Annotated in this window: 27 protein-coding genes; 6 read left to right on the top strand and 21 right to left on the bottom strand. The window is 47.7% G+C overall.

The window, feature by feature from the left end; genetic code table 11:
* Nucleotides 1-70: 70 nt before the first annotated feature.
* The 3 genes from ABMB67_RS09930 to ABMB67_RS09920 are packed head-to-tail and all read right to left on the bottom strand — an operon-like array spanning nucleotide 71 to nucleotide 1980.
* Nucleotides 71-394: a thioredoxin family protein gene (locus tag ABMB67_RS09930; RefSeq protein WP_251223755.1), complete on the bottom strand. Its 324-nt coding sequence runs from the start codon at nucleotides 392-394 to the stop codon at nucleotides 71-73.
* Nucleotides 395-415: 21 nt separating this feature from the next.
* Nucleotides 416-1447 carry a PTS sugar transporter subunit IIC gene (locus ABMB67_RS09925; RefSeq protein ID WP_251223754.1) on the bottom strand — a complete coding sequence of 344 codons (1032 nt, stop codon included), beginning with the start codon at nucleotides 1445-1447 and terminating at the stop codon, nucleotides 416-418.
* A gap of 17 nt (nucleotides 1448-1464) precedes the next feature.
* Entirely contained in the window at nucleotides 1465-1980 is a 516-nt protein-coding gene (locus ABMB67_RS09920; RefSeq protein WP_354571962.1) for a hypothetical protein, read from the bottom strand.
* Nucleotides 1981-2126: 146 nt separating this feature from the next.
* Between ABMB67_RS09920 and ABMB67_RS09915 the strand changes: the two genes are divergently transcribed.
* Nucleotides 2127-2567 carry a YtoQ family protein gene (locus ABMB67_RS09915; RefSeq protein ID WP_354571961.1) on the top strand — a complete coding sequence of 147 codons (441 nt, stop codon included), beginning with the start codon at nucleotides 2127-2129 and terminating at the stop codon, nucleotides 2565-2567.
* A gap of 108 nt (nucleotides 2568-2675) precedes the next feature.
* On the opposite strand, the gene ABMB67_RS09910 is transcribed toward ABMB67_RS09915, so the two are convergent.
* Nucleotides 2676-3197 (bottom strand): DUF84 family protein, encoded by a 522-nt coding sequence (locus tag ABMB67_RS09910; protein ID WP_251223751.1) that lies wholly within the window; start codon nucleotides 3195-3197, stop codon nucleotides 2676-2678.
* A gap of 38 nt (nucleotides 3198-3235) precedes the next feature.
* The gene (locus tag ABMB67_RS09905; protein WP_354572034.1) at nucleotides 3236-4306 is read right to left on the bottom strand and encodes a M42 family metallopeptidase; all 1071 of its coding nucleotides are present in this window, start codon (nucleotides 4304-4306) and stop codon (nucleotides 3236-3238) included.
* Between the two features lie 251 nt (nucleotides 4307-4557).
* On the opposite strand from ABMB67_RS09905, the gene ABMB67_RS09900 reads away from it, so the two are divergent.
* Nucleotides 4558-4866, top strand: coding sequence for a PepSY domain-containing protein (locus tag ABMB67_RS09900; protein WP_354571960.1), 309 nt, complete (start codon nucleotides 4558-4560; stop codon nucleotides 4864-4866).
* Between the two features lie 48 nt (nucleotides 4867-4914).
* On the opposite strand, the gene ABMB67_RS09895 is transcribed toward ABMB67_RS09900, so the two are convergent.
* The gene (locus ABMB67_RS09895) at nucleotides 4915-5760 is read right to left on the bottom strand and encodes a YtnP family quorum-quenching lactonase (protein ID WP_354571959.1); all 846 of its coding nucleotides are present in this window, start codon (nucleotides 5758-5760) and stop codon (nucleotides 4915-4917) included.
* A gap of 84 nt (nucleotides 5761-5844) precedes the next feature.
* Nucleotides 5845-6486, bottom strand: coding sequence for a tRNA (guanosine(46)-N7)-methyltransferase TrmB (gene trmB / locus ABMB67_RS09890; protein WP_354571958.1), 642 nt, complete (start codon nucleotides 6484-6486; stop codon nucleotides 5845-5847).
* Between the two features lie 84 nt (nucleotides 6487-6570).
* Here trmB and ABMB67_RS09885 point away from each other — a divergent pair, with 84 nt between their 5' ends.
* Complete coding sequence (locus ABMB67_RS09885; RefSeq protein WP_251223746.1) at nucleotides 6571-6822, top strand: YtzH-like family protein; 252 nt, start codon at nucleotides 6571-6573, stop codon at nucleotides 6820-6822.
* 132 nt (nucleotides 6823-6954) lie between these two features.
* On the opposite strand, the gene ABMB67_RS09880 is transcribed toward ABMB67_RS09885, so the two are convergent.
* A complete protein-coding gene (locus ABMB67_RS09880; protein ID WP_251223745.1) occupies nucleotides 6955-7740 on the bottom strand; it encodes a phosphotransferase in 786 nt (261 codons plus the stop codon).
* 102 nt (nucleotides 7741-7842) lie between these two features.
* Complete coding sequence (gene pulA / locus ABMB67_RS09875) at nucleotides 7843-9996, bottom strand: type I pullulanase (protein ID WP_354571957.1); 2154 nt, start codon at nucleotides 9994-9996, stop codon at nucleotides 7843-7845.
* 124 nt (nucleotides 9997-10120) lie between these two features.
* Here pulA and purU point away from each other — a divergent pair, with 124 nt between their 5' ends.
* Nucleotides 10121-10990 (top strand): formyltetrahydrofolate deformylase, encoded by an 870-nt coding sequence (purU, locus tag ABMB67_RS09870; protein WP_251223743.1) that lies wholly within the window; start codon nucleotides 10121-10123, stop codon nucleotides 10988-10990.
* Nucleotides 10991-11173: 183 nt separating this feature from the next.
* Here the strand turns inward: purU and ABMB67_RS09865 are convergent, their stop codons facing one another.
* The 5 genes from ABMB67_RS09865 to thpR form a co-directional block, all read right to left on the bottom strand.
* Nucleotides 11174-11491 (bottom strand): type II toxin-antitoxin system HicB family antitoxin, encoded by a 318-nt coding sequence (locus ABMB67_RS09865; RefSeq protein ID WP_251223742.1) that lies wholly within the window; start codon nucleotides 11489-11491, stop codon nucleotides 11174-11176.
* 288 nt (nucleotides 11492-11779) lie between these two features.
* Nucleotides 11780-12733: a nuclease-related domain-containing protein gene (locus ABMB67_RS09860; RefSeq protein ID WP_354571956.1), complete on the bottom strand. Its 954-nt coding sequence runs from the start codon at nucleotides 12731-12733 to the stop codon at nucleotides 11780-11782.
* A gap of 81 nt (nucleotides 12734-12814) precedes the next feature.
* The gene (locus ABMB67_RS09855; RefSeq protein WP_354571955.1) at nucleotides 12815-13501 is read right to left on the bottom strand and encodes an LrgB family protein; all 687 of its coding nucleotides are present in this window, start codon (nucleotides 13499-13501) and stop codon (nucleotides 12815-12817) included.
* A 2-nt stretch (nucleotides 13502-13503) separates the two neighbouring features.
* A complete protein-coding gene (locus tag ABMB67_RS09850; RefSeq protein ID WP_354571954.1) occupies nucleotides 13504-13866 on the bottom strand; it encodes a CidA/LrgA family protein in 363 nt (120 codons plus the stop codon).
* The gene (gene thpR / locus ABMB67_RS09845) at nucleotides 13853-14428 is read right to left on the bottom strand and encodes an RNA 2',3'-cyclic phosphodiesterase (RefSeq protein WP_354571953.1); all 576 of its coding nucleotides are present in this window, start codon (nucleotides 14426-14428) and stop codon (nucleotides 13853-13855) included. The genes ABMB67_RS09850 and thpR overlap by 14 nt, the downstream gene beginning before the upstream one ends.
* 162 nt (nucleotides 14429-14590) lie before the next feature.
* On the opposite strand from thpR, the gene cysK reads away from it, so the two are divergent.
* Complete coding sequence (gene cysK, locus ABMB67_RS09840; RefSeq protein WP_251223737.1) at nucleotides 14591-15523, top strand: cysteine synthase A; 933 nt, start codon at nucleotides 14591-14593, stop codon at nucleotides 15521-15523.
* A 206-nt stretch (nucleotides 15524-15729) separates the two neighbouring features.
* Here the strand turns inward: cysK and pepV are convergent, their stop codons facing one another.
* The gene (gene pepV, locus ABMB67_RS09835; RefSeq protein ID WP_354571952.1) at nucleotides 15730-17157 is read right to left on the bottom strand and encodes a dipeptidase PepV; all 1428 of its coding nucleotides are present in this window, start codon (nucleotides 17155-17157) and stop codon (nucleotides 15730-15732) included.
* Between the two features lie 285 nt (nucleotides 17158-17442).
* Here pepV and ABMB67_RS09830 point away from each other — a divergent pair, with 285 nt between their 5' ends.
* Nucleotides 17443-17664, top strand: coding sequence for a DeoR family transcriptional regulator (locus ABMB67_RS09830; RefSeq protein WP_251223735.1), 222 nt, complete (start codon nucleotides 17443-17445; stop codon nucleotides 17662-17664).
* A gap of 64 nt (nucleotides 17665-17728) precedes the next feature.
* Here the strand turns inward: ABMB67_RS09830 and ABMB67_RS09825 are convergent, their stop codons facing one another.
* The 6 genes from ABMB67_RS09825 to ABMB67_RS09800 all read right to left on the bottom strand — a co-directional run bounded on the left by ABMB67_RS09825 (nucleotide 17729) and on the right by ABMB67_RS09800 (nucleotide 24770).
* Nucleotides 17729-18442, bottom strand: a complete 714-nt coding sequence (locus ABMB67_RS09825) for a pseudouridine synthase (RefSeq protein ID WP_354571951.1) — start codon at nucleotides 18440-18442, stop codon at nucleotides 17729-17731.
* Between the two features lie 32 nt (nucleotides 18443-18474).
* Complete coding sequence (rodA, locus tag ABMB67_RS09820) at nucleotides 18475-19656, bottom strand: rod shape-determining protein RodA (RefSeq protein ID WP_354571950.1); 1182 nt, start codon at nucleotides 19654-19656, stop codon at nucleotides 18475-18477.
* 54 nt (nucleotides 19657-19710) lie between these two features.
* Nucleotides 19711-20859, bottom strand: a complete 1149-nt coding sequence (gene ftsW, locus ABMB67_RS09815; protein WP_354571949.1) for a putative lipid II flippase FtsW — start codon at nucleotides 20857-20859, stop codon at nucleotides 19711-19713.
* A gap of 147 nt (nucleotides 20860-21006) precedes the next feature.
* Nucleotides 21007-22641: a putative polysaccharide biosynthesis protein gene (locus tag ABMB67_RS09810; RefSeq protein WP_251223731.1), complete on the bottom strand. Its 1635-nt coding sequence runs from the start codon at nucleotides 22639-22641 to the stop codon at nucleotides 21007-21009.
* A gap of 280 nt (nucleotides 22642-22921) precedes the next feature.
* Nucleotides 22922-23944, bottom strand: a complete 1023-nt coding sequence (locus ABMB67_RS09805) for a DUF3231 family protein (protein ID WP_354571948.1) — start codon at nucleotides 23942-23944, stop codon at nucleotides 22922-22924.
* A gap of 649 nt (nucleotides 23945-24593) precedes the next feature.
* Nucleotides 24594-24770, bottom strand: coding sequence for a hypothetical protein (locus tag ABMB67_RS09800; RefSeq protein ID WP_251223729.1), 177 nt, complete (start codon nucleotides 24768-24770; stop codon nucleotides 24594-24596).
* Between the last annotated feature and the right edge of the window lie 40 nt (nucleotides 24771-24810).

The following is a 24810-nucleotide window of genomic DNA, read 5'->3' as shown; positions in this document are numbered from 1 at the left end:
CTCGGTCAAAGGTTGGTTTTTTTACCTTTTGGCACAGCTTCTAAGCAATGAGCGGATCCGCCATGATCTGTTAAAGCTTTGCCTCTGCCTTTGTTAAAAACGCTTCGATTTCTTCCTGAGTTTTGCGATCCTTGCTTACAAAGCGCTCGATTTCTGCTCCGTTTGCATAAACGAGAAAGCTCGGAATCCCAAAAATATCAAGCTCCCCACATAAATCAATGAACTTGTCACGATCGACATAATAAAAAGAAAAGCCCGGAAAGTCCGCTTCAATTCTTGGAAGGACCGGCTCGATCACCCGGCAATCGGGACACCAGTCAGCCGAGAACATAAAAACGGCCGCTTCTTTCCTTGAAATTTCACGAAATTGTTCCACTGTTTGAATCTGCTCCACTCTGTTTCCCTCCTCGTTATTTTACGATTGTTCGATTTTCATATCTCCGGCCTTAATATAGCCTTTCCTTCTCATCCATTCGGAAATAGGCAGACTAATCAACGCCGGGCCGATGAAATAAAGGACAATGATGGCGATAAATATATTAGCGGAAAAACCCATGTCTGTAAAGGTCATGATCGGCCCGACGAGACCGCTTGTCCCCATTCCGGCGCCCGCCGCATTGTTTGTCATTTGAAAAAAGACGGTCGCAAATGGGGCGAGGACGACTCCCGCAGCTGTCGGCGGAATGAGAATCAAAGGATTTTTTACAACATTCGGAACTTGCAGCATTGACGTGCCGATCCCGAGCGAGATCAGTCCGGACCAGCCGTTTTCCCGGTAGCTGCTCACCGCAAAGCCGACCATCTGTGCTGCGCAGCCGACCGTCGCCGCCCCGGCAGCAATTCCTTCCAGCTCAAGCATGATCGCCAGAGCGGCACTGGAAATAGGTGCCGTCAAAGCAAGTCCCATCAACGTTGCAACGATGATCCCCATCATGATCGGCTGCTGCTCCGTCCCCCACATGATTAAATAGCCAAATTGCTGCATGCCGAGCTGAATCCACGGACCAATCACCGAGGCTGCCAAAAATCCTGTCATGATTGTAACAAAGGGAGTTACGATAATATCAAGCTTCGTCTCCTGCGAGACAAGCTTCCCGCATTCAGTCGAAATAACGGCCGCCACAAAAGCACCGGCAGGCCCGCCCAGCTCAGCTCCGGCCGCGCCGCTAATAATCGCTGCGAAGATCACCAGTCTCGGCGCTTTGAGACCGTATGCAACAGCTACCGCGATTGCCGGGCCCATCATACTCATCGTCAACGCCCCGACCTCTTCCAGCCAGCCCCCAAAAGCAGGGAGCCAAAACAGCGAAATCTGCTCGCCGGCCGTGCGGATGATCAAGCCGATAATCAGCGATGCAAACAGGCCAAGCGCCATATAACTAAGCGCTGTAATAAAATATGTACGCCATGACAGGCTGATACCCTTGCGCTGCAAAAAGTTCCTCATCTCGCTTTTTCACCTTCTTATTCAGTTCTCACTTCGTAGGACAATAAAATGTCCATCATCAGTTCAACATCTTTGACCAAGTCGTCATATGTCGTTAAGGTAGACAGCTTCGCTCCTCCTAGCGCAGTCACCACATGAAGCTGCTCATCGTCTTCCTCATTGACCCAAAAATAAGCGGTATGCTCATCCGTTTCCACGACATGGAATGCGACAGCCTCTTGTTCAAATTCACGATCTCTTTCCAGATGGATCGTGCTCGTTTGCAGCTCTTCCGGCTGATGAAACAGGACAAAAAGCTGCTCCCCCCGCTGGAGTAAAAGATTATACTCCGTTTCTTCCACAATATCAAAACCTCTCGGCATATAAAAAGCAATGTTTTTCGTTTCTGTGTTTGGTACGGATGGTTCCTCCTCGAATTCTGTGAGAAAGGCTTCATAGCTCAGTTCAATTGCCTCCTGCTCGGTGACAGAGCACCCGCTGAGCCAGGCAGCAAAAGCACAAACCAGGAGCAAGCCCCCTTTTTTTCTATTCAAACCTCGACACTCCTTTTTTCGACACAGTTCTTCTTAATCATACTCTGCCGTCCCCCTGCTGACAAGACACCTTTTTCATCCTTCTGCCAGCTTTCCTTATTTTTGCTATAATGAAGCTGTAAACCGATGACGAGGAGGATGAGGATATGGAATTAACTGTCTATTTAGCAGGGGAAATTCACAGTAATTGGCGCGATGACATCCGTCAGAAAGCCGAAGCGAAGCAGCTCCCTCTTCTTTTTACTGGTCCAATGGAACAACACGACCGCTCCGACCATATCGGCGAGGAAATATTGGGCCCGCAGGCAGATGCGATTGCGAAAGATGAAGCGGCTTCGCAGATCAACAATTTACGAACCCAAGTGCTGCTCGCCAAAGCGGATGTCGTCATTGCCTATTTCGGACCGAAGTACAAGCAGTGGAATACGGCTATGGATGCCGCAAGCGCGATGACACTTGGCAAGCCCGTCATTCTTATTCGGGAGCGGGACAACCATCACGCGCTAAAAGAGCTGGCAAACAAAGCGCAGCTCGTCGTGGAAAATGCGGACCAGGCAATTGAGGCACTCGCCTACATTTTTGAATAATCAACGAAAGGGCTGGACAAAAGGTAAAAAAACAACCTTTTGTCCAGCCCTTACTCAAATCTCAAGCTCTGTTCAAACCAGGCACGGATTTCACACCGTCTAGCTTGTTTAATGCTTTAGCTGCGTGGTGGAAGCCAAGTATTGTCCGTACAGCAATTTGACAATCTGGCTGAACATCTCTTTCCGGCTGACCAAACCGGAAGTATAGATGCCGATCGCCCCTTCTTTCTTCCTGACAGCCTCGTCTCCAGTAATGCTTGACATAATGATGCCCAGCTCTTCTCCCTGCTCGAGACGTTTCGCCACTTCATCAGGCAGAGGCAGCCTGGCACCTCCGGCGATCCAGTGTCTACCGTCTTCATGATAAAGGGCGCCCCAGTTGCAGAGCATAAGCCCGGCAACCGTTCTGACTACGCCGCCTTCAAGACCAAAGCCGAGAACGGCTCCCGTCTGCTCTGCCGCCGCTTTTGCCCGGTTCAGCGCTCCGGTCATCGTTTCTTCATCTGAAAAAGGCTGGCTGGCTACGTTGGAGGGGACATCGACACTTGCAATATGTATCGTCTCACGGATAAGCGTATCCTTGACGGCATGGACCTTTGCTGGATTTTTTGTACCGACTGCGACCTTCATCGTTATCTCTCCTTCTATCTGTCTCTCTTGCTTGAAAGTTAATACGCTGTAAGCGACTCAACCATCGCTTTGTCACTCGTTTTGACGAGCTGAATGAGAAGTTCCTTTGCCGCTGCGTAATCATCGACATGAATGATTGAAGCGGCCGTATGAATATAGCGCGAACAGATGCCGACCACAGCCGACGGGACACCGTCGTGAGCCAGATGTACACGTCCCGCGTCAGTTCCGCCTTGAGAAATAAAAAACTGATAAGGGATATCATGTGTTTCAGCCGTATCGAGAACAAAATCCTTTAGGCCGCGATGGGTAATCATCGTCCGGTCAAAAATACGCAACAGCGCTCCCTTTCCGAGCTGACCAAAAGCATCCTTTCCTCCCGTTGCATCGTTAGCCGGACTCGCATCAAGAGCATAAAACAGATCCGGCTTAATCAGATTGGCAGCCGTCGTCGCGCCGCGTAAGCCGACTTCCTCCTGAACCGTGGCGCCCGAATAGAGCGTATTTGGCAGCGTTTCGTCCTTCAGCTCCTTCAGCAGTTCGATCGCCAGTCCTACTCCATAACGGTTATCCCAGGCTTTCGCCAGAATTTTTTTCTCATTGGCCATCGGTGTGAACGGACAGATCGGCACTATTTGCTGCCCCGGCTTTATCCCGATCTTCTTTGCGTCTTCAAGATCGTCCGCGCCGATATCAATATACATATCCTTTACTTTTACCGGCTTCGTCCGCTGAGAGGCTTCCAGCAGATGAGGCGGTGTTGAGCCGATCACCCCGATCACCGGTCCATCATCTGTCATAATTTGAACACGCTGCGCGAGCAGAACCTGGCTCCACCAGCCACCCAACGTCTGAAAGCGAACAAGCCCCTTTTTCGTAATCGAGCTTACCATAAAACCGACTTCATCCATATGGCCCGCGACCATCACCGTCGGGCCGTCTCCGTTCCCCCGCTTTACGCCGAAGATGCTGCCAAGCCGGTCCTGAACGATATCTTCGCTATATTTTTCCAGCTCCGAACGGACAAAGCGCCGTACTTCATGCTCAAACCCGGATGCTCCCTGAAGTTCGGTTAATGTTTTAAACATTTTCATCGTTTCCTGATTCATCATACCGCCCCTTCCTCGTTACATATACGTTTTCTATTCTATCCTGAATGACCTCTACTTTTCCACAATTAAGTAATCATGAACAATCCGGACAAACATTTGGAAAGATCGTTTTTTTCGGCTATACTACTTGTGTGTCTATTTGTTTAACAGCTTTACTTATAGCCCAAACGCCAATCGGCGCTGTGAAAATCTGCTCGAGCAGATGATGAGCTTTTTGCACCATCAGTCGGAAAGAAAGGATGATTGAATTGGCAATCAAACGCTTTATTGCCGGAGTAGGCATTGGCCTCGCGTTAGGCTATGTCCTTCGCCCTTCATTGGAACGCGAACGCCTTACTCCCGAACGTGCGTTGAAGGAAGTGAAGAAAACAGCAAGTCAAGCCTATGCGATTTCAGGATCGTGGATACATATGCTGCCTGAAACGATCGAACGCAATCATATCAGCTATGAGGTTTACCGTGGCGGGTTGTCGACTACGACAGCAGAAGGCACGGTTCAGTATGAATTTTTTGTCGATACAAAAACCGGCGCCCTGCTCGATTTGCAGCTAGCATAAAAGGAGGCTGGGGAAAAGGTGAAAAACAACCTTTTCCCCAGCCCTTTTTTAGGAGCGTTCCCGCTGTAGACTGTATGTAATGTCTCCATCCTTATTCCACTTTAACGCCCGGTATTTGTAATCATGATAAAACAAATAATAAGCATCCTTCTCTTCGGCATAGGCCTGCCACTTTTGCTTTGCCGCTATCGAAGTCATCGGATAATCATCATAAGCCAGCACCCAAAGGACATTTTTATGCGCATGGGTCGGCATCAGATCAGCCAGATGAAGAAACGTCTCCCCCTGATGCTCGATCACTAAAATCGAGTGCCCGTCACTGTGCCCCCCGGTATGAACCATCCTTACACCGGCAATGATTTCAAGCTCCTGCTCGAAGGTTTTGACCTGACCGGCTATCGCAGTGCGGTTCTGCTCCCAGTACGTGTTTTTCGAGCGAATATTAGGATGCTGCATCTCATTCCACTCAGTCGCTGATGTGTAAATCGTCGCATTCGGAAAAACAGAGCGTTCCTGACCGCCATCGTCCTTCGTTAATCCAGTCGCATGATCAAAATGAAAATGAGTCAGAAGTACGGCATCAATATCGGTCGGAGCGAGTCCAAGTTCAGCAAGATCCTGCTCAAGCTTCGCTTCTTCCAAAACGCCATAATTGCGTTTTTGCTTTTCCGTAAACCGTCCATTGCCAATCCCGCCTTCGACAAGCAGACGATAGCCGTCCTTCTCGATTAAAAAAGGATCTGTCCGCAGTTCGATTTGATTGTTTTCATTAACTGGATAGGCTCTGCTCCAGAGCGGCTTTGGAACGACACCAAACATCGCGCCGCCATCCATATGGGTCACTCCGCCATTGAGCCATGTAATCGTTAGTCCATCCCGTTCTAATCGTTCCAACTCCATCCCCCCTAATCATCTGATGTACTAGTTCGTCATCAGCCTGGTTCATTCCTCTCTAAATTTAGAAGGGCGAGGTTGCAATTACGATCGATATTTCGCTTCACAGCGATAGATCCGCATTCCTTTTTCTGAGAACTTCTGCTCATATTCGGTCATGACGTTTCCCTCAAAATTACTTGCGTGAAGATCAAGGCTGACCTGCTGCAGCTTCATTCCGTAATTGGCGAAGCTCTCTAAAGAAAATTCAAACAGCTTCTGGTTATCTGTTTTAAAGTGAATCTCGCCTTCAGGCTTCAACACTTTTTGATACATTTGTAAAAAACCTTCATGGGTCAGCCTCCGCTTCGCATGCTTTTTCTTCGGCCACGGATCGGTGAAATTGATATAAATTCTATCGATTTCTCCCTCTGCAAAAAAATCGAGCAGATCACTGACATCCTGCTTTAACAGCTTGACGTTTTCCCGACCGGCTTCCTTGACTCGTTCTAAAGCCGTAATTATCACGCTGTCGTACTTTTCAATTCCAATATAATTCACATCCGGATGAAGACCGCCCATCCCGGTGACAAATTTGCCCTTTCCCGTTCCGACTTCGACATGAATCGGATGCTCATTTCCAAAAATGTCTTTCCAGTTCCCTTTTGCCTCCGCCGGTGCCGGAATAACAATCTCCGGATGGCGTTCCAATTCCTCACTCGCCCAAGGCTTATGACGTAAACGCATTCGTACCCCTCCACTTACTAGTATCTTACATATCTTTTTTATAAGCTGCACAAGCTAGTGATAAACGTACAAGGAGTGACAAGTATGCCATTATCATCAGCCGACAAAATACAGCTTTTAAAGGATATTTTGCAAAATCAAGCTACTGAACAGTATATGACGATTGATGAAGCTGATCAAATTGAGCAGCTTCTGTCTCATTTATCCGTTGATGCTTCCCTTCAGCCTGCCGTCCAGCAAACGTTGCAACAAATTCAGCAGCTTCACGAGAAAAATACCGAGCCATTCCAGCAGAATGATGTCGAGCAATGGCTAACGAACCTGTCAGTCGACTAATTCGACGGGATCATTGCCTATTCCCCAGGAAATAAAAGAAGATAATTGCTGGATTTTGCGCTGCAAAAAAGGTTGTCTCAACGGGTAAGCGGTAACCCTGCAGAGACAACCAGCACTTTGACACGTGAAAAACTATAAGCGGTTTACTAAAAGGCTCTTAATATAATCTTTCAGTTGTTCAACCTGTTCATACTGCCTCCGTTCAAAATGCCAAAGAAGCGAGGAAATCGATTGCGCAACAACATACCAGTGCATGCGTTCCTGAATCGAATCTCCCAGATCCAGTCCATATTGCTTCAGCCAGTCGTCCCAGCTTTCTTCTGGAACATACGAATAAAGGAGCAGACCAAGGTCTAAAGCCGGATCGGACACCGTCGCCCCGTCCCAATCAATTAAGTATAACTGCTCTTCCTCATCTAAAATCCAATTGTTATGATTAATATCGCAGTGACAAACAACAACATGTTCATATAAGACGCGCTCAAGCTGCTCTACCAGGTAGTTCATTCCGAGTTCAATAATATCATTTTCAATCAGATTCTTTTGCAGCTGTCTCCTTAGGTTCTCCACAAATACATAAGGAGTGAGAGGCTCATTTCCGATTCGTTTAAACATGTCGAGCAATTCACTGGATCCGTGGATTTTCGCTAATAAAGCGGCGACGCGGCTTTCTTTCATCTCCACCGCCTTCAGCTCTCTTCCTTGCACCCAGCGCTGGGCAGTCACGACGTCCCCGTTCTCTAACCGCTTTGTCCACAGCAGCTTCGGCACGATTCCTTCCGCTGAAAGAACGGCTAAAAAAGGTGACGAGTTTCGTTTCAGGAAAACGGTCTGTTCACCTTGCTGGGCTATATATGCTTCACCTGTTGCGCCTCCAGCTGGTTGAACCTTCCAGCCATCTCCTAAAAAATGTTCCACCCAATTCACCCTCAATTTCTTCAGCTTTGCCTTTGTACCGCCGCATTTTTCTACCTCTGCTTCGTAAATAGAGAAAGCAGAGCTGCAACCGCAAGGCTCTGCTCAATTTCCTTTTACGCACACTAACGTCGATAATGGTTGAAGATACGCACAGTTCGAACCAATTATATATAATGGTATCAGAGATGCGGCCTGATCGTCAACGACAACTTGCCAGCCTCCCCCGCCTGGCAGCTCGATTTTCTGTTTATCTGTCGTCGGGTTATGACAGACGACAATCTCCTCCCACTGATCATACTGCCCGACCTGGTCCAAATGATAGACGATCCGCTGATGATCAAGACATAAAAAGTGGAAATGCCGCTCGATCAATTGATAGGAAGGCAGCCGCAAAGCCGGATGTTGACGGCGAAGCGCAATCAGTCCTTTTATATACTCAACATTTTCCTGAAATACTGCTCTTTGTTTCCAGTCAATTTGATTGACCCAGTCCGGAGAACGGTAGCTGTTCTCCACCCCATATTTCGTGCGAAAAAATTCCTGACCCGCCTGCAAAAAAGGAACGCCCTGGGCCAACAGTACAATCGCGCATGCGAGGCGATGCCGCTTGCGTAATTGACGCTCATCTTCATAGGGGGCTGCCACCTTTAATTTATCCCAAAGTGTATGATTGTCATGCGCCTCCACGTAGTGAACCGCCTGCCGCGGCTTGGTGAAATAAGCTTGACTTCCTTTGAGGCCGTCCTCGATCGCTTTCAGTACAGCCGGCTTTTGCTCGGATGAAACATAGCCGGAGGAGGAGCTTGAAAAGGCATCTCCTTTTATCGCATCGCGAAAACGATCCGCAAAGAAACCAATTGCCGGAAGATTCTTCGCCTGGTTCACACTCGCTTTTTGTTCCGCGGAAAGCGCCGTCGGTAAGTCCCACCCTTCACCGAGCAGGAAAAGATTCTCTGCCCGTTTCGATGTTTCAGCCGAAATCTGCTTCATCGTTTCGACATCAAGAATTCCCATTAAATCAAAGCGAAAGCCGTCTACTTGAAATTCCTCAAGCCAGTAGCAGACCGCATCAACGATCAGCTTCCTCGCCATCTTTCGTTCCGAAGCAATATCATTCCCGACGCCGGTTCCGTTGCTGATCGCTCCTGAAGGGTGGTAGCGGAAATAATAGCCCGGCACAAGCTTCTCCAGCGCCGATTCCTCCCAAATGTGGACATGATTAAACACCATATCTACAATCACTTTTATACCGTGGCGCTGAATGCTCTGAATCATCAATTTAAGTTCTTGTATCCGGCAGTAGCCGTCATACGGATCGGTCGCGTAGCTTCCTTCAGGCGTAAAAAAATGAGTCGTATCATAGCCCCAATTATAGGCTTTCTCCCGATTGCTTTCATCGATACTGCCGAACTCCTGCAGCGGCAGCAGCTCCACATGAGTAATGCCGAGCTCCTGTAAATAGGAAAGTCCTGTGCTGAGCCCGTCACGGTCATGAGTTCCTGTTTCCGCCAATCCGGCATATTTGCCTTTCTGACGGATGCCGTTATGAGGGTCAATCGTAAAGTCCCGGATATGAAGTTCATAAATGAGCACTTCGGTTTCATCCGCTCTCTCGGGCGGAAAAGCGGCCGGCCAATCAGGAGGATTCGTTTTTTCAAGGTCTCCAACCATCCCACGCTCCCCATTTACGGATAGAAAGCGGGCATACGGATCGACCACGCGCTGGCGCCTGCGGTTCACGGTGACTTCGTATTCGTACCATTTCATTTCCAGATCGCCCTGCACCGTGACGCGCCATATCCCTTTTTCTCCTCTTTTACAGACGTACTCCGTTCCCGACTGGTCGTACCATTCGTCAAAGATATGCACCGTAACCGCTGTCGCTGTCGGGGCCCAGACGGCAAAGCTTGTTTTTGCTTTTTCATAACGAGCGCCAAGCTCAACAGCTTCCTCCGCGAACATCTCATCAAAGCTTTCCGTGCGCACAACCTCTGTAATTTGCACATAGCAAGCCTGATCGAGATGAACGACAAACGCATCTTCACCGAACGGAAAGGCATCGAGAAGCTCCAATTCGATCTCCCCCTCCTGCTGACTGGCAACTGTCAGCGGCAGCTCCTTCGTTGCAGTCGTAAGCGTCCAGCCGACCGGTTGGAAAGAAGTCAGACCGGCGCCTTTAAGTTTTATTTGAAAAGGAGTAATTAGCTCAGCAGAATGAAATAGACAATTGACAAGTGGCGGGTTCTTTTGCTTCAATGATGGAGGCCCCCTTCCTTCTGTTACTCTGTTATTGTAAATTATGAAGTAGCCCGGTTATTCGTTCAAAAGAAGCCGGAGGGGAAGTAGCAGAAAAAAGGATTGAACTTACTGGAGGAAAAAGATGATACATGAAACAACCCCATTACGTGCACGTTTATTAATTTCTTGTCTCGATCAGCCTGGAATCGTTTCTGCTGTATCGAGCTTTCTGCATCAACATCAGGCAAACATCGTCCAATCGGATCAATATTCTACCGATCCCTCTGGAGGGATGTTCTTTATCCGCATCGAGTTTGACTTATTTGAGAATGGATTGAAATTTGCCAACGTGAAAAAGGCGTTTGCCGAAGTGGCGGACAGCTTTAAGATGGATTGGCAAATGGAACTCGCTTCGCGCAGAAAGAAAATGGCGATTTTTGTTTCCAAAGAAGATCATTGCCTGCTTGAGCTTTTATGGAAATGGCGGGCCGGCGAGCTGAAGGTTGACATCCCGCTTGTGATCAGCAACCATGACAGCCTGCGCCAGGAGGTCGAAGGATACGGCATTCCTTTTTACCATATTCCGGTCACTAAGGAAACAAAACATGAAGCCGAGGCTGAAGCGATTCAACTCATCAACCAGCATGAAGCAGATTTCATCGTACTTGCAAGGTATATGCAAATTCTATCGCCCGCCTTTGTCGGTACGTTTCCGAAACGGATTATTAATATTCATCACTCCTTCCTGCCGGCCTTTATCGGGGCAAATCCATACGCGAAGGCCTTCGCGCGTGGGGTGAAGCTCATCGGCGCAACCGCCCATTACGTCACCAATGATCTGGATGAAGGACCGATCATTGAACAGGACGTGCTACGGGTCAACCATCGTTATACGACTGATCAATTGCGGGTCGTCGGACGGAATGTGGAACGAATCACCCTTGCCCGAGCGGTTATGTGGCATGCGAATGACCAAATTATCGTCCATGGAAACAAAACGGTTGTTTTTTAAATAACAAAAAAAAGCCTGTCGACATAGTCTCGCAAAAGCGAGACGGTCGACAGGCTTTTTTTGTATAAGGATTTGTCGCGCCCCCGGAGCTTCACGCTTTCCGCATTGAACTCATTTCGTAGAAGCTAAGCAAAAGGTAAAAAACAATCCTTTTTTTTATCATATGATAAACGATTTCACATTTTAATTCATTTTCTTTACTTCATCATTGACATGATGAAATTCCTTCGTGGTCATCGGCGGTTCAAGAATAATAAGATGAGCGCTTTGCTGTACCTCCGGGAGCTGCTGCTCGCCGTGGCGGCGGATCCATAAATAAAGAGCTTCCTTAAGTCCATCCTTCGCTTCCCGGACCGTATCGCCAAAGCTCAGACACCCGTCAAGCTCTTCCAGCTCAATCATGATTTCCACTTTCCCACACCAATCAAAAACCTTTCGTACTCTCCATTGGAAATCTTCCGGATGAAACCCATCCCGAAGTAGTCTGCTCTCTCTGGTCAATGTATCTCTCCTTTGCTAGTCTGCGCGTTTCCTCCCGACATGTTTGCCTTCCTTGCGAGCAAGTGCCTTCCACACGAAAAAGCGCTTCTCAAAAAGGCCAAAAGAAAAGGCAGCGGATTCCTGCTTGCACACAGCAAACAGGAAAGAATACCGCTTCCCTTGCTTTACCGATCGTGCAAACTTCACTCGCTGCTTCGGGTAAGGGTCAATAAGGAATCCTCCCTCATTTGACACATACCCTGACTCACGTAATTTGTATGCCTTGCTTATTATACGGATTTTGTCCGCTTATTTCAATTGCTCATCAATGAATTGTTCATCATCTTCTTGTACGGTCTCACTGGAAACCGTATGACAATAGGACAGAATCGCCGCTGTCACCTTCATCTGCTGATGCTTTAAAGGAGACGGGTGCTTCCGCAAACGCTGATGCCAGGCGTCGAAGCCTCTCCGGTCAATCAGATCGAGCTTCGCGCCTTGGAGCTTATGATCAATCATGCTCGAAGGGGACAATACAACCTTCCGGATCGGATAGGATAATCCTGCTTCTTCCAAAATGGTTGTCAGCACCCTCGACATCCGTCCCAATGAGATGAGTGGACTGACTCTTTTCTTACGCGTTTTATCGACATATTCGATCCAGAATCTGTCAGAGCTCGCTTCAAATACACTCAGTTCACTGCCTTCGAGCATCGTTAAGCAGATAATTTCCGTCGGACTGATCAACATAATATCAAGCTCAATCGGAGCTTTTTTCATAAATAGAACGGGCTTATATAACAGGAAGTAGTTATCAGGAATATGCTGGCAAAAAAAGCGCAGCCATTTATCTGCTTTATAACGGGGATGAAGGGTCGATTCCTCGAGTAAGGACGAGCTGGCCCACCTCAGCTGAGATTTGTACAGTTCATCGAGAAATTCCTGTTTCACCTGTTCAAGCGATTTTGGCGGCAGTTCGTCGTTCGAAGGCGGGGCTTCCTCCCATGGATCCTCTTCAACCGCTGACCGGCGCCATCCTTTCAGCCGTTGAAGCGCTTGCGAGAAGATGCCCTCTCCTTTCGATTCAGCCTCTTCCTCCTCCGGCTCATCCTCCACTTGCAACGAAGGATGCCGGGCCTGCTCCCATTCAGACTTCACATAATACCAGCGTTCTTTTTTCATTCTTGAAAACTGACTCGGGTAGCGATGTAAGTCAAATTGGTACCGAGAGATGTAATCTTCTAATTTTATTAAATGAGCCACACCCGTACCTCCATATCTAATCGTGTGATACCTGTCGCGCGTTTCAGTAGTGAGTTGTCTTGTTTGATCGTACCATAGCCGCTAGTAAAAAAGAAAGACAAGCATTGGCCCCATGACGGAAACAATGATCGCGCTCAAAGTCATCGCCACCGAACTGGCGGCTCCTTCCTGTTCACTGTTTTCGATAGCTTTAGCCGTTCCAATCGCATGGGAAGCGCTCCCTATCGCCACCCCTTTGCTCACGTCATTCTTAATATGAAACCATGTAAAGCAATAAGGCGCGAGGACGCTTCCGCCTACTCCGGCGACCATCACCAGCACAGCGGCGAGCGGGGCGATGCCCCCGAGCGTTGTCGCCATATCCATCGCAATGGGAGCCGTCACGGACTTCGGCACAATCGAATAGACAAGCTCCGCGTCAAAGCCGCCCCACTTCGTCAGCAGAAGGCCGCTGGTCATGCCGACAAGCGCCCCGAGGAACACACTGACGACGATCGGCCAAAAGTAGTTTCTGAGCATCTGCATTTGCTTATAAAGCGGATAAGCAAGCGCGACCACCGCCGGCCCAAGCAATTTTTCCAGCCATTGGCCGCCCGTGTAATACGTTTCAAATGAAATTTGAAAGAGTAAAAGAAGAAGGATAAGGATAATGGTGCCGACTAACACCGGCAGCATGAATGGATAAGGAAAGCGCCGGTACAGCTCTTTCGCCCCTATGTATACCGCAATTGTTGCTGAGATAGAAAGTAAGATTTGTAGAAAAAGCATATCTATTTCTCTCCCTTTTTCATGAGAAACACCTGGCTGGTCAGCCCTACGATCACAAGGACCATAACCGTGCTGATTAACGCAATAACAATAAGAAAGACTCCTTTTCCGGCAAAAACATCCAAAAACTGCAAAATACCGACAGTTACGGGCAGAAACAGCAACGGCATATGCCGCAGCATAAAAGCTGAGCCCTCTTCGATAAAGCGAACCGGAACAATTTTCGTACTAAGCAACGTAAACAACAGCAGCATACCGATTATGCTGCCGGGAATAAAAAGATCAAAAGCCTGCTGAATCGAGCAGCCAATGATGTAAAAAACTGTCAATAACACAATATGCCAAATGCCATTAATCACTTTCATGTTGAACTCCTTTTAAAGAAAAAGCTTGATACGTTTTATATTTTGGTTCCTGCTGAACATGACTTTCATAAAGAATAATTTCATTAACCTCCCAGCTCTGCCCATTCCCGAGCGCTAGACCGTCGCCATTGTACTCCTCATCGCCAGCCCACTTCCGGGCAAGTGTAAGATGAGGGGCATACGGACGCTGATCGACCGCAAAGCCGAGCGACCGGCAAAGATCAGCAAGCTGAGACTGATAGACAGCGAGCTGCTGGCTCGCTTTTACACCGACCCAAAAAATTCGCGGCTGTTTTTTTTGCCCAAAGCTGCCTGATTGAGACAGCGTTAATGAAAAGGGAGCCCAATTTTCAACGAGGCTTCTGCCATGCTGAACGAGCTCATGGAGCTGCTTCTCTGTGCACCCGCCAAGAAAAACAAGCGTCAAATGAATATCATTCGGGTGAACCCACCGTTGGAATTGAAGCTGGCCACTCTGCCTGGCCTCCTGATGTAAAGCTGACTGTATGAGCTGCGGCACCGGCACTGCCAAAAAATAATGCGGCTGCATTTCCTTCACCATCCTTCTGTCTCTTCCATTGTAGCTGACGTTCGAGACGCTGTCTTTACTTTTGTTTTATTTTCCCAATTATCTCGCCTTCTTTTCCTATTAATTAAATAGGAAATATCGCTAAAGGTATGATAAACTAAGGATAGTCTTATCATTTACAGAGGAAGTGGATTTATGACCGTGGTAAATAATATTGCTGACCTAATTGGAAACACACCGCTCGTTCGTTTGAACCGGCTCCCTGCTTCTGACGGCGCTGCTGTCTACTTAAAACTCGAAATGCAAAATCCGAGCGGAAGCGTGAAAGACCGCGCGGCATTCAATATGATCATTCAGGCAGAGAAGGATGGCCTGCTTACACCCGGAGCAACAATTATCGAGCCGACAAGCGGAAACACAGGAATCGGACTGGCGATGAATGCCGCCGCCAGAGGCTACAAAGCGATTCTTGTGATGCCGGATACGATGTCTGCCGAACGGATTAACCTGTTAAAAGCATACGGCGCTGAGGTTGTGCTAACGCCTGGTGACAAAAAAATGCCTGGTGCCATTGAAAAGGCGCACGAGCTTGTAGAAGAGATTCCGAACAGCTTTATGCCGATGCAATTTGAAAATGAAGCCAATCCGGATGCTCATCGCCATACGACAGCGCGGGAGATTAAAGAAGCCCTTGATCAAATAAATAAACAGCTTGCCGCCTTCGTTGCCGCTTCCGGAACAGGTGGAACGATTACAGGAACCGGGGAAGAACTGAAAAAGTTTTATCCAAACCTCTCCGTCCACGTCGTGGAGCCGGCCGGATCACCCGTCTTATCAGGAGGAAAACCGGGACCTCACAAGCTGGTCGGAACGAGTCCGGGCTTTATCCCGCCAATCCTGAACGAACAGGTCTATGACGAGATTCTAAAAATTGAAGATGAAGACGCCTACTTCATTACACGCGAATTAGCCCGTAAAGAAGGCATCCTCGTCGGCCCGTCTTCAGGAGCTGCCTGCTTCGCCGCGTTGGAAGTAGCGAAAAAACTCCAGCCGGACGAAGTCGTCGTCGCGATTGCCTGCGATACCGGAGAGCGCTATTTATCGACCGATTTGTTTCGATTTGAATAATTGGGCGAAGTTTAAGTAAAGAAAAAAAGTGGGCAAAGCCGTTCGCTACTCGAGCTTGAGACAAAACTAGCTTTGGACCTACTGGCAATGGCTTCACACGCCACAAGCTTAGAGAGGCTGGGAAAAAGGTAAAAAAACAGCCTTTTGTTCCAGCCTCTTTAAAAATATGCAGCGACTCCGCGCGTTGCTTCGGAGGTTGCCAAAAATCACTCTTTTCGGCAACCTCCTGCCAGTTCATAAATCGCCTCGGCGTAAAGGGCGGTCGCTTTCAGCAGGTCCTCGATCTCGATATATTCATCTTTTTGATGGGCAACGTCCTTCCGCCCCGGAAAAAGGGGACCGAAAGCGACTCCTGTCGCCAAGGTGCGCGCGTAGGTACCTCCTCCTGTTGAAAGCAAGGTCGGCTCTTCGCCCATTTGCCTCTGATAAACAGCCTGTAACGTCCGCACAAGCGGATGCTGGGCATCGACATAGCTTGGCGTCATATGATCCTTCACCACCATTTTGGCGCCGTACTCGCTCATTTTCTGCTCAAGCCGCTGCAAACAGATTTGTCCGTCAACTGTCACCGGATAGCGAATGTTGAGGCCGAATCCTGCTTCTTTTTCATTCCATGTAAATAGGCTGCTATTTACGGTCAAAGGACCTGACACTTGATCCTCCATCGCGATTCCGAGCGCTTCTCCACGCATATCATTGTGAAACAGACTCGTAATCATCTGCAAGTAGGAAACAGCCTGCTCCTGAAAGGAAAACGGGGCCAAAAAAGCGGCCAGCTCCACTCCGGCGTTAATTCCGGCTTCCGGGGTCGAGCCATGGGCAGCGACACCTTCATAAATAAGGATTAACCGCCCGTTTTCAGCAAAAACCGCTTCCCCGTTATGCTGTTGCTCAAGCAGATGCTTGCGGAAAAGCCTTTCCAGCCCGTCAAGCTCGGCCCGCTCTCCTAGTATTTCGGCGCTCGCCCGGTCAGGCACCATATTCAGGCGTTCTCCAGCGGTAAAGCTACTCAATTCAAGCCCCGAAGCCGCGCCTTTCTCTGCCGGCCATTCAAAAAGGACATCGACGATCCCTTTTTCGGCATGAATAATCGGGAAATCAGCATCGGGAGCAAAGCCGACTGTCGGCATTTCCTCATGCTTAAAATAATGCTCCACGCAGCGCCAATCCCGCTCTTCATCTGTTCCTAAAATAAGCTGAACCCGTTTCTCTAATGGCAGCTCCAGTTCTTTTACCAAACATAATGCAAAGAAGGCGGCGATCGTCGGTCCTTTGTTATCAATCGCGCCACGCGCGTAAATGCGGCCATCTCTACTTTCTGCGGAGAAAGGCGGCGACGTCCAGCCTTCTCCTGCCGGCACGACATCGATGTGACAAAGGTTTCCGACGCTCTCCTCTCCTTCGCCAAGTTCAATCTTACCGGCGTAACCGTCGATATTTTTCACCGAAAAAGCATAGCTTTCCGCTTTGTCCAGCAAGTACGCAAGTGCCTGATCAATCCCTTTCCCAAATGGCTGCTTTTTTGTGATCGTCGTTTCATCATATACGCTGTTTATTTGAAGGAATTCCTGCGTCACTGCAAGCAGGGCATCCTTTCTTTTTTCCACTTCCAATCGCCAGTCGATTCGTGTCATTTTGCTTTCCTTTTCCTTTCTTTTTAAGAAGTTGAGCATTCCGTTTTGCTTAATTTGTAGAAATATTGTAAAATATAAGCGTCGGAGATAATAACATTTGCCACTGTATTGATTCACATCGTTAATCACTACAACCTTACCCGTCTTCCTTGAAAAAAGCAAATAGAAAAGGGACAGGCCGGGCTTGTAGAATGCTCTCCGCATTGGTGGTATGTATGTTTTTTCCTGCCACTGCATAGACTGTAAGCAAGAGCCAATTCATGATTATGAATAAGGAGTGGTTTTTTGAAAACTTCAACTGATCGTATGCTGACTCGTATTAAGTCCATCTATCTCTACATTAAACAAAAGGAGATCGTCACAACGAATGAGTTAGTTGAAGAATTCGGTATAACCCAGCGGACAATTCAACGCGATTTAAATGTGTTAGAGTACAATAACCTTGTCGAGAGTCCGACACGTGGCAAATGGAGTGTTATTAAAAAGAAAAAAACTCGTGTGTCTTAGGTAAACGTCAATCATAAAGCAATACAACAAACAGCTAGTCCCGCTCAGGAGACTAGCTGCTTTTTTATTCCCGTCCAATCAGTTGGTCATATTCGGCTTCGGTCAGTTCACGATAGGCGCCTCTCTTCAGCTGCTGATCGAGCTTGAGCGGGCCGATCGCAATCCGCTCCAGCGCCGTTACTCTTTTTCCGACAGCGGCGAACATCCGCTTCACCTGATGGTACTTTCCTTCCGTAATCGTCAACGCCACTTTCGAAAGGTTGCCCCGCTCAAGAATGACCAGGTGAGCCGGCTTTGTCACATAGCCGTCCTCAAGCTCGACTCCCTTGTGAAAACAGCCGACCTCTGCTTCCGTCACTTCGCCTTCCACCTCGGCCAAGTACGTTTTTTCCACATGCCGTTTCGGCGACATGAGCGTATGAGAAAACTGTCCATCATTCGTCAGCAGCAGCAATCCTTCCGTATCTTTATCAAGCCGGCCAACCGGGAAAGGGTCATAGAACACATCGTCCGGCTGCAGCAAATCAATCACGGTTTTATGCTGCCCGTCCTCCGTAGCTGAAATCACTCCTTTCGGCTTGTTCATCATGAAATAAACGAAAGGCTTATATTCCACTACATCGCCGGCAACGGTCACTTCCTGCCGGTCAGGATTCACATGCACCTTGCCATCCTTGACAATTTCCCCGTCAATCCGCACGCTGCCTGTTTTCAACAGCTTCTTCACATCTTTCCGGGAGCCGTAGCCCATGTTGGCCAGCAGCTTATCGATTCTCATTGCATTCCCTCCTGTTTTGACAGGAACTTGTCTTAAAGGGCTTCCTCTTCAGCCTCAAACATATAGTGCTTCGTTCGCATGTTGACATTTAAGACGATCCCCATCGCCAGCATATTGGTCAAAAGGGCACTCCCCCCATAGCTGATAAATGGCAGCGCAAGACCTGTGATCGGCATTAAACCAATCGTCATGGCGATATTTTGAAAAACCTGAAACACGAGCAGCCCAATTACCCCGGCGACAAGATAGCTTCCGTACATATTGTTGCAGGTCAGCGCAATAATAATCATCCGATAGAACAGCAAAAAGTAAGTAATAATAAGAATGGTCGCCCCGATAAAACCGAATTCCTCACCGATCACGGTAAAAATGAAATCGGTATGAATTTCCGGAATGCGATCACTTTGCGTTTGTACACCCTGCATAAAGCCGCTGCCGTACAATTGACCTGAGCCGATGCCGCGCATCGCCATGACAAGCTGATAACCGAATGTTCCCTGATGCTCATATGGCGCGAGCCAGCCATATATCCGGTCAAGCTGATGCGATTCAATAAAGATCGAAAAGATGTCAAAGTGATAATTATGGAGCCAGACTAAGCAAACAATACCGGAGACAGACGCCAGCCCGAGAAGGATGAGGATTTTCCATGAAATCCCTGACATGAGCAGCATCGTCGCCATAATGCTGGCAATAACAAGCGCCGTTCCGAGATCCGGCTGGGTCAAAATCAGGAAAAACGGCGGTACCCCAACGAGAAAAACTTTGCCGACAATTACTAAGTCAGACTTTATATCCCTTTGAGTCCGCTGACTCGTTATTTTATAAAGCAGATGAGCCATCGCAATAATGACAAAAATCTTGACGAATTCCGACGGCTGAATATCCGTCACTCCTACATTCAGCCAGCGGGTAGACCCGTTCCGGTAAACCCCCAAAGGGGAAAAAGCAACGAGCAACAAAGCAACAATTCCGATTCCATAAAGCGGAATCGAAAAATTTTTAAACAGATCATAATCTACAACCATCATACAAACCATCGCCACAATGCCGACGCCGAACCAGATCAGCTGCAGCTTGACATAATGCATCGGGTCAGAATGGTACTGACCCGATCCGCTATAGATGGCCAACAAACTAAAGCACATGAGCACAAACAGCAGAAAAAGCAACGTATAGTCCAACTGCTGAAAGCCCGATTTTCGTTCTTCCATTGTCGCCTCCATCTAGTGTGTACTTTATTATCGTTTCTACTTCGTTCTCTATGATTAAGAGACTGAGCGTTTTTCTTCCTTCATTTCTTCCAAGCGCCGCTGCCGAATTGTATTGCGGGAGATATTGGCCAGAATCGCAATCGAGACCAGCGTAATGAGAAGCGACGACCCCCCGTTACTGACTAAAGGAAGCGGAATTCCTGTAATCGGCAATAGTCCCGACACAGCGCCAACGTTAAAAATCACCTGAATCGCGATCTGAAAGACTACGCCAAAAGCCAGTAGAGTACCAAACGGACTTTTGCAGCGGGTGCCGATCATCACCCCGCGAAACAGAATTAAAGCGTGACAGCCGAGCACGAATAAAATCCCAAAAATACCTAATTCCTCGGCGACAATCGCCAAAATAAAATCAGTGTGCGGCTCCGGCAAATAGAGCAATTTCTGCACACTTTGTCCAAGTCCGGTCCCTGTTAAGCCGCCATGGGCAATCGCGATATACGATTGAATCAGCTGCATCCCGCTATCCCATGGATCAGCAAACGGATCGCGATAGGACGTCAGCCGCTCAACCCGATATGGAGCTGATAAAGCAAAGGCGGTGAACAAGCTCGCCCCGACAAGCCCTAAACCGATCAGGTGGCGCCACTTCGCTCCAGAAAAATAAACAAGCAGCAGCGTTACCATCATAATCGAGGTAGCCGTACCGAGATCGGGTTGAAGCATAATTAATCCAAAAACAAAACCGACGACAACGAGAGGGGGCATAACCCCTCTAATAAACTGATCAATATAAGCCTGTTTTTGCGAGTATACTTGAGCGAGATAAATAATAATCCCGATTTTCACAAACTCAGACGGCTGAACATTCAGCGGGCCAACATCAATCCAGCGCTGGGCATTATTGATTTCCACCCCAATACCAGGTATGAGCACAAGCACCAAAGACAGCAAGGACAAAACAATAATTAATGGTGAAAGCTTTTTATAAAAGCGGTACGGTATATGCATGACAAACAGAAACACAAAAACAGCCAAACCAAACCATAACAGCTGTCGTTGAATAAAATAATAAGGATTGTCAACATGGTCCATCGCCCACACGTAACTTGAGCTATATACCATCACTAAGCCGAACCCAGCCAAGAGGAACGTCGTGATGATTAATAACCAATCGTTATCTTTTCGGAATGAATAGTTCATCGGGTCCTCCAACCTGTTTTTGCCCCAGTTGTTGAAATGCCTATGGTAGCTTGCTCTATTATAGCAAACGATAGAATCAAGCAAAAGAGGCTTTCGTTGCCAACCATTGTCGAATGCGACTAGTATTTTGTCAGCTGTCCGTTGACGTTAATTGGAAGGACTGTTCGTTTTCTTTAAAAAGCGGAAACGGTCTCCGAGAATCTTGCCGGCTAAATGCGAGCGATAGCTGATATATAAGTAAAGAACCGCTCCGGAACTAACCGTCACGAGCACGATCGCCAACGCATTTCCCCGTGACGTGAGCGGAAACCAGCTCTGCATGCCGACATTAATAATGCTGATCCCAATCGCCATGACAGCAGCAAAGAGAGCAATCAAGATCGCCCGTTTGATGATTAATGTATAACGAAAGTGGGCAAACTTCCCAATCGCCCAAACGGTCACCGCAATCGAAACGAGATGCCCCGCGTAAGTCGCCCACACTCCGCCTAGCGGACCGAATGCTTTTAAAAACGAGATATTTGTCACAAGCTTTATCACAAGCCCGGCCGCCAGCGCAATAACCGCGTATTTCTGCTTATTCATCCCCTGTAAAATCGCCGCCGTTACAGCAAACAAGGAAAAGAACAACGTAATACCGGCATAATAGCGCAACATATAACCACCAATCTCAAGGTCCTCAATCGAATAAAGCGTACCGAAGACAGGGTAGGCAAGCACTGCCAACCCAACCGCCGCAGGCACCGTCAAAAAGAGAATTACCTGATACGTCTGAGTGATTTGCCGTTGCAGCAAAGAATGATCCTGATTCGTAAATGATTTCGTGATTGTCGGCACTAGTGTGATCGACAGCGCTGTCGCCAGAGCCATCGGAATCAGGACAATTTTATGAGCGGTGGAAGTGAAAACAGCGAAATACGTTTCGACCTCAAGCTGACTGTACCCGATCGCTTGCAGCGTACGGTTAAAGGTTGCCGAGTCAATTAATTGATAGAGCGGAATCGCCAGCCCAACAAACGATAAAGGCAGCGCATAGGCAATCAGTTCCTTATACATCTCACGTAAAGAAAGCTGGTGATCGACCTTGCTTTTCTCGACCTCGGCCAGAATATTATCCTTGCGCTTCACCCAATAATAGAGAAGAACGCCCAGCCCGCCAAGAGCACCGACAAAAGCGCCAAAGGTCGCGAAACCGACGGCAAGTCCGTTGCTGCCATTCATCAGCTGCACGATTGAAAACGTCATCGCTAAAATAAAGAGAACGCGGACGATTTGCTCAACCACTTGGGAAACAGCGGTCGGCCCCATTGATTGAAACCCCTGGAAATAACCGCGAACAACCGACATCAGCGGGACGATGAGCAGCGCCACACTCACCATCCGGATCGTAAAGACAATGTCTTCAAATGAGTTCCCTTCAGTGGCCGTCGGATCACTGACGACAATGGGCGCAATGACCGGCGCGAGGAAAAACAAAAGGAAAAAAGCGAGCAAGCCGCTGATTGCCATGAAAACGAGCCCTGATTTAAAAAGACGGTAGCCCGTCCGATAATCACCTAACGCGTTATATTTCGATACAAATTTTGAAACGGCAAGCGGCACACCGAGCGTCGCCAAACTCAGCAAGACGGTATATGGAATGTAGCCGTACTGATAAAGGGCAACCCCTGTCTGACCGACGATTGCCGTAAAAGGAAAAATATAGACAAGACCTAATATTCTTGAAGCAAGCGCCGCACCGCTTAACAGCATCGTGCCGCGGATTAATTTTGAATCTGCCATCCCCGATTCCTTCTTTCATTGATCCAAATAAGGTTTTGAAACGACCTGTCCATCATGAAAAGGTAAACGTCCCTCTGCATTTTACCATAGTCATCCATGGAATGCTTCCACCCGTTAAATAAATCGCTGAATAGACAAAAAGAAGAGGCTGAGTCAAAAGGTTGTTTTTTTACCTCTTGCCCAGCCTCTAAGCTAGTTTTGTCTCTGTTCTTTTGATCCTGGCTTTTCAACTATAAGCTTTGGAAATCTGTAATCCGAATTTTCTTTCCATGACCACACGCTATTTTCCTCTTTTTACAGCTTGCGGCGGCTGTTCCATCCAGCCTTTTTCAATCATAATCTTTGTCGCATCCTCAACGAATAAATAAATTTTCATTAATGATTTTGTGTAAACCTGGCCGATATCACGCCGCCCGTTCACCGCGACAGAATTTCCAAATGACCTTATTTTCATCATAAACATGTCCATTTTATGGTATAGCATCAGCCGGTCCGAGAATGGGGAAAAAGCTGACGTCGTGACAAGATGATCGAGAAACGCCGGCGACGGCAAATTTTCATCGTGCAGCTTTTGCATATAATTTTCAATGTCTGTTGTCGTGAACGTTTTTCCTCGTTCAAACAGCTTGCGAATTTGTTCATCTTTCACTACTTGGGCAAAAGCCAAAATCAACGCTTTACTCGTGACATTGTTTTCAATATTATCGTAAAAATGAGCAATCTCCAACGCGTGCATCGGCCTCACATGACCAAAAAAGCCATTTAAAAAATCCTTATGGACGAATTCGACTTTTTCCGGAGTCGGGATCAAAGGCGGCTTGATAATCAACCCTTTCTTCATTAACATTTCTTTCGCTTGATCGATTAAACTCATCGTCTCTTTCATACAATGGGTGAAAAATTCCTTCACATCCTTGCGGTAAACCAAAGGTACTGCGACATTGTAAATGCTCATGCCAGCCTTCGACGTGTATTTTAAATAATGAACATAAAATTCATCCTGAAATAAGCGGGGAGCACCTAAATTAATATCCTTTTCAGAAAATCCTTGCGGAATCGGAAATTCATCTTTTGTGAAAATGTCTTCAATCGTTCCAAGAAACTCTTCACTTAAGTGCAGCGCTTTTTGCAATAAAGCTTTGATTTCCTTATCCTCAACATGGTGAAGAAAATAAGTTAAAATGCATTTCGCCATGCTGTTTCCCATAAAGGTCGCCCAAAGCTTGCCCATCTCGACCGAGGTCAGCTTTGCTTCAGGTTTCATCTTAAGCGACTTAAACGTCATCGGTTTTGGCGTCCCCATCATAACAACTCCTTCACTCCATGTTTTGCATTTGTTGCCGTTATTGTCCCCCGGATAATCGTTGTTTTATGCATATCCAGCTGAACAAAGCAAAACCCGCTTATTAGTGGAATAAGCGGGGGCAGACCGAGGCTAGGTCAAACGTATTTTCTATCTGACTACCGAACAAATGAAAAGAGGGGAATCCGTCGCTCCTGAAATAGACATCGCTTTCCGCGGGAAGCTGGTGAGCCTCTTTGGGCTATGCCCTGTAAGGTCTCACCGTTGCTTTTTCTCCCGCAAGAGTCTCCGTCTATTTCATCAGATAAATACAGTAGTTGCATTTTTCGTATGGTTTTCCGGCTGCATGGCAGCAAAACGAAGCATCGCCTGCATGGAATTTTTTTCGAGGACAGTTCTGACACACACTCGGATTGGAGCTGTACTCACGGTACCGCACAAGAAAAAGCGGACGGGATGGGAGGGCCGACTCCTGCAGGAGGAGAGGGCAGGTTGAAATCCACCGGCGTGCCGGTTCGTTCAACGCCCTCCTGCGGAAAGCGTGCCCCCCCATCCCGGGAGCGGGTTCGAAGCTCTGGATCGTGAGCCTGTCGACCGCTTATTAGTGGAATAAGCAGGGGTTTTTGACTTGTTTCATTAAATGGTTGTGCTAACAGCAAAGAGCGTTGGCCAGCCACAGATAAAGAAACAGACCGGTTAACATGAACACAAGATACTTCTTCTTATTTTTCCCTTCCCGCAGCTCCCATAATGATAAAACAATTAGAATGATACCGGTTATTTTAAACAATGTAGAAGACAGAAAAGCTAAACCTGCTAAATTCATAAATCACCGCTCCCTCTCTTAATTCTACTAAAGCAACTAT

The sequence above is a fragment of the Halalkalibacter oceani genome, from assembly GCF_040544555.1.
GTDB lineage: Bacteria > Bacillota > Bacilli > Bacillales > Bacillaceae_D > Halalkalibacter > Halalkalibacter oceani.
Note: the sequence above shows the minus strand (reverse complement) of the source record. Positions and strands in the feature narration are given on the sequence as shown.

Excerpts from the sequence above, each read along its gene's own strand:
- ABMB67_RS09805 (WP_354571948.1), bottom strand. The coding sequence starts at position 23,944 with ATGGGGACGCCAAAACCGATGACGTTTAAGTCGCTTAAGATGAAACCT.
- pepV (WP_354571952.1), bottom strand. The coding sequence starts at position 17,157 with ATGACACGAATCGACTGGCGATTGGAAGTGGAAAAAAGAAAGGATGCC.
- cysK (WP_251223737.1), top strand. The coding sequence starts at position 14,591 with ATGACCGTGGTAAATAATATTGCTGACCTAATTGGAAACACACCGCTC.
- ABMB67_RS09885 (WP_251223746.1), top strand. The coding sequence starts at position 6,571 with ATGCCATTATCATCAGCCGACAAAATACAGCTTTTAAAGGATATTTTG.
- ABMB67_RS09810 (WP_251223731.1), bottom strand. The coding sequence starts at position 22,641 with ATGGCAGATTCAAAATTAATCCGCGGCACGATGCTGTTAAGCGGTGCG.
- ABMB67_RS09925 (WP_251223754.1), bottom strand. The coding sequence starts at position 1,447 with ATGAGGAACTTTTTGCAGCGCAAGGGTATCAGCCTGTCATGGCGTACA.
- ABMB67_RS09825 (WP_354571951.1), bottom strand. The coding sequence starts at position 18,442 with ATGAGAATCGATAAGCTGCTGGCCAACATGGGCTACGGCTCCCGGAAA.
- ABMB67_RS09850 (WP_354571954.1), bottom strand. The coding sequence starts at position 13,866 with ATGAAAGTGATTAATGGCATTTGGCATATTGTGTTATTGACAGTTTTT.
- ABMB67_RS09910 (WP_251223751.1), bottom strand. The coding sequence starts at position 3,197 with ATGAAGGTCGCAGTCGGTACAAAAAATCCAGCAAAGGTCCATGCCGTC.
- purU (WP_251223743.1), top strand. The coding sequence starts at position 10,121 with ATGATACATGAAACAACCCCATTACGTGCACGTTTATTAATTTCTTGT.
- ABMB67_RS09915 (WP_354571961.1), top strand. The coding sequence starts at position 2,127 with ATGGAATTAACTGTCTATTTAGCAGGGGAAATTCACAGTAATTGGCGC.
- ABMB67_RS09855 (WP_354571955.1), bottom strand. The coding sequence starts at position 13,501 with ATGCTTTTTCTACAAATCTTACTTTCTATCTCAGCAACAATTGCGGTA.
- ftsW (WP_354571949.1), bottom strand. The coding sequence starts at position 20,859 with ATGAACTATTCATTCCGAAAAGATAACGATTGGTTATTAATCATCACG.
- rodA (WP_354571950.1), bottom strand. The coding sequence starts at position 19,656 with ATGGAAGAACGAAAATCGGGCTTTCAGCAGTTGGACTATACGTTGCTT.
- ABMB67_RS09800 (WP_251223729.1), bottom strand. The coding sequence starts at position 24,770 with ATGAATTTAGCAGGTTTAGCTTTTCTGTCTTCTACATTGTTTAAAATA.
- trmB (WP_354571958.1), bottom strand. The coding sequence starts at position 6,486 with ATGCGTTTACGTCATAAGCCTTGGGCGAGTGAGGAATTGGAACGCCAT.
- ABMB67_RS09905 (WP_354572034.1), bottom strand. The coding sequence starts at position 4,306 with ATGAATCAGGAAACGATGAAAATGTTTAAAACATTAACCGAACTTCAG.
- thpR (WP_354571953.1), bottom strand. The coding sequence starts at position 14,428 with ATGGTGAAGGAAATGCAGCCGCATTATTTTTTGGCAGTGCCGGTGCCG.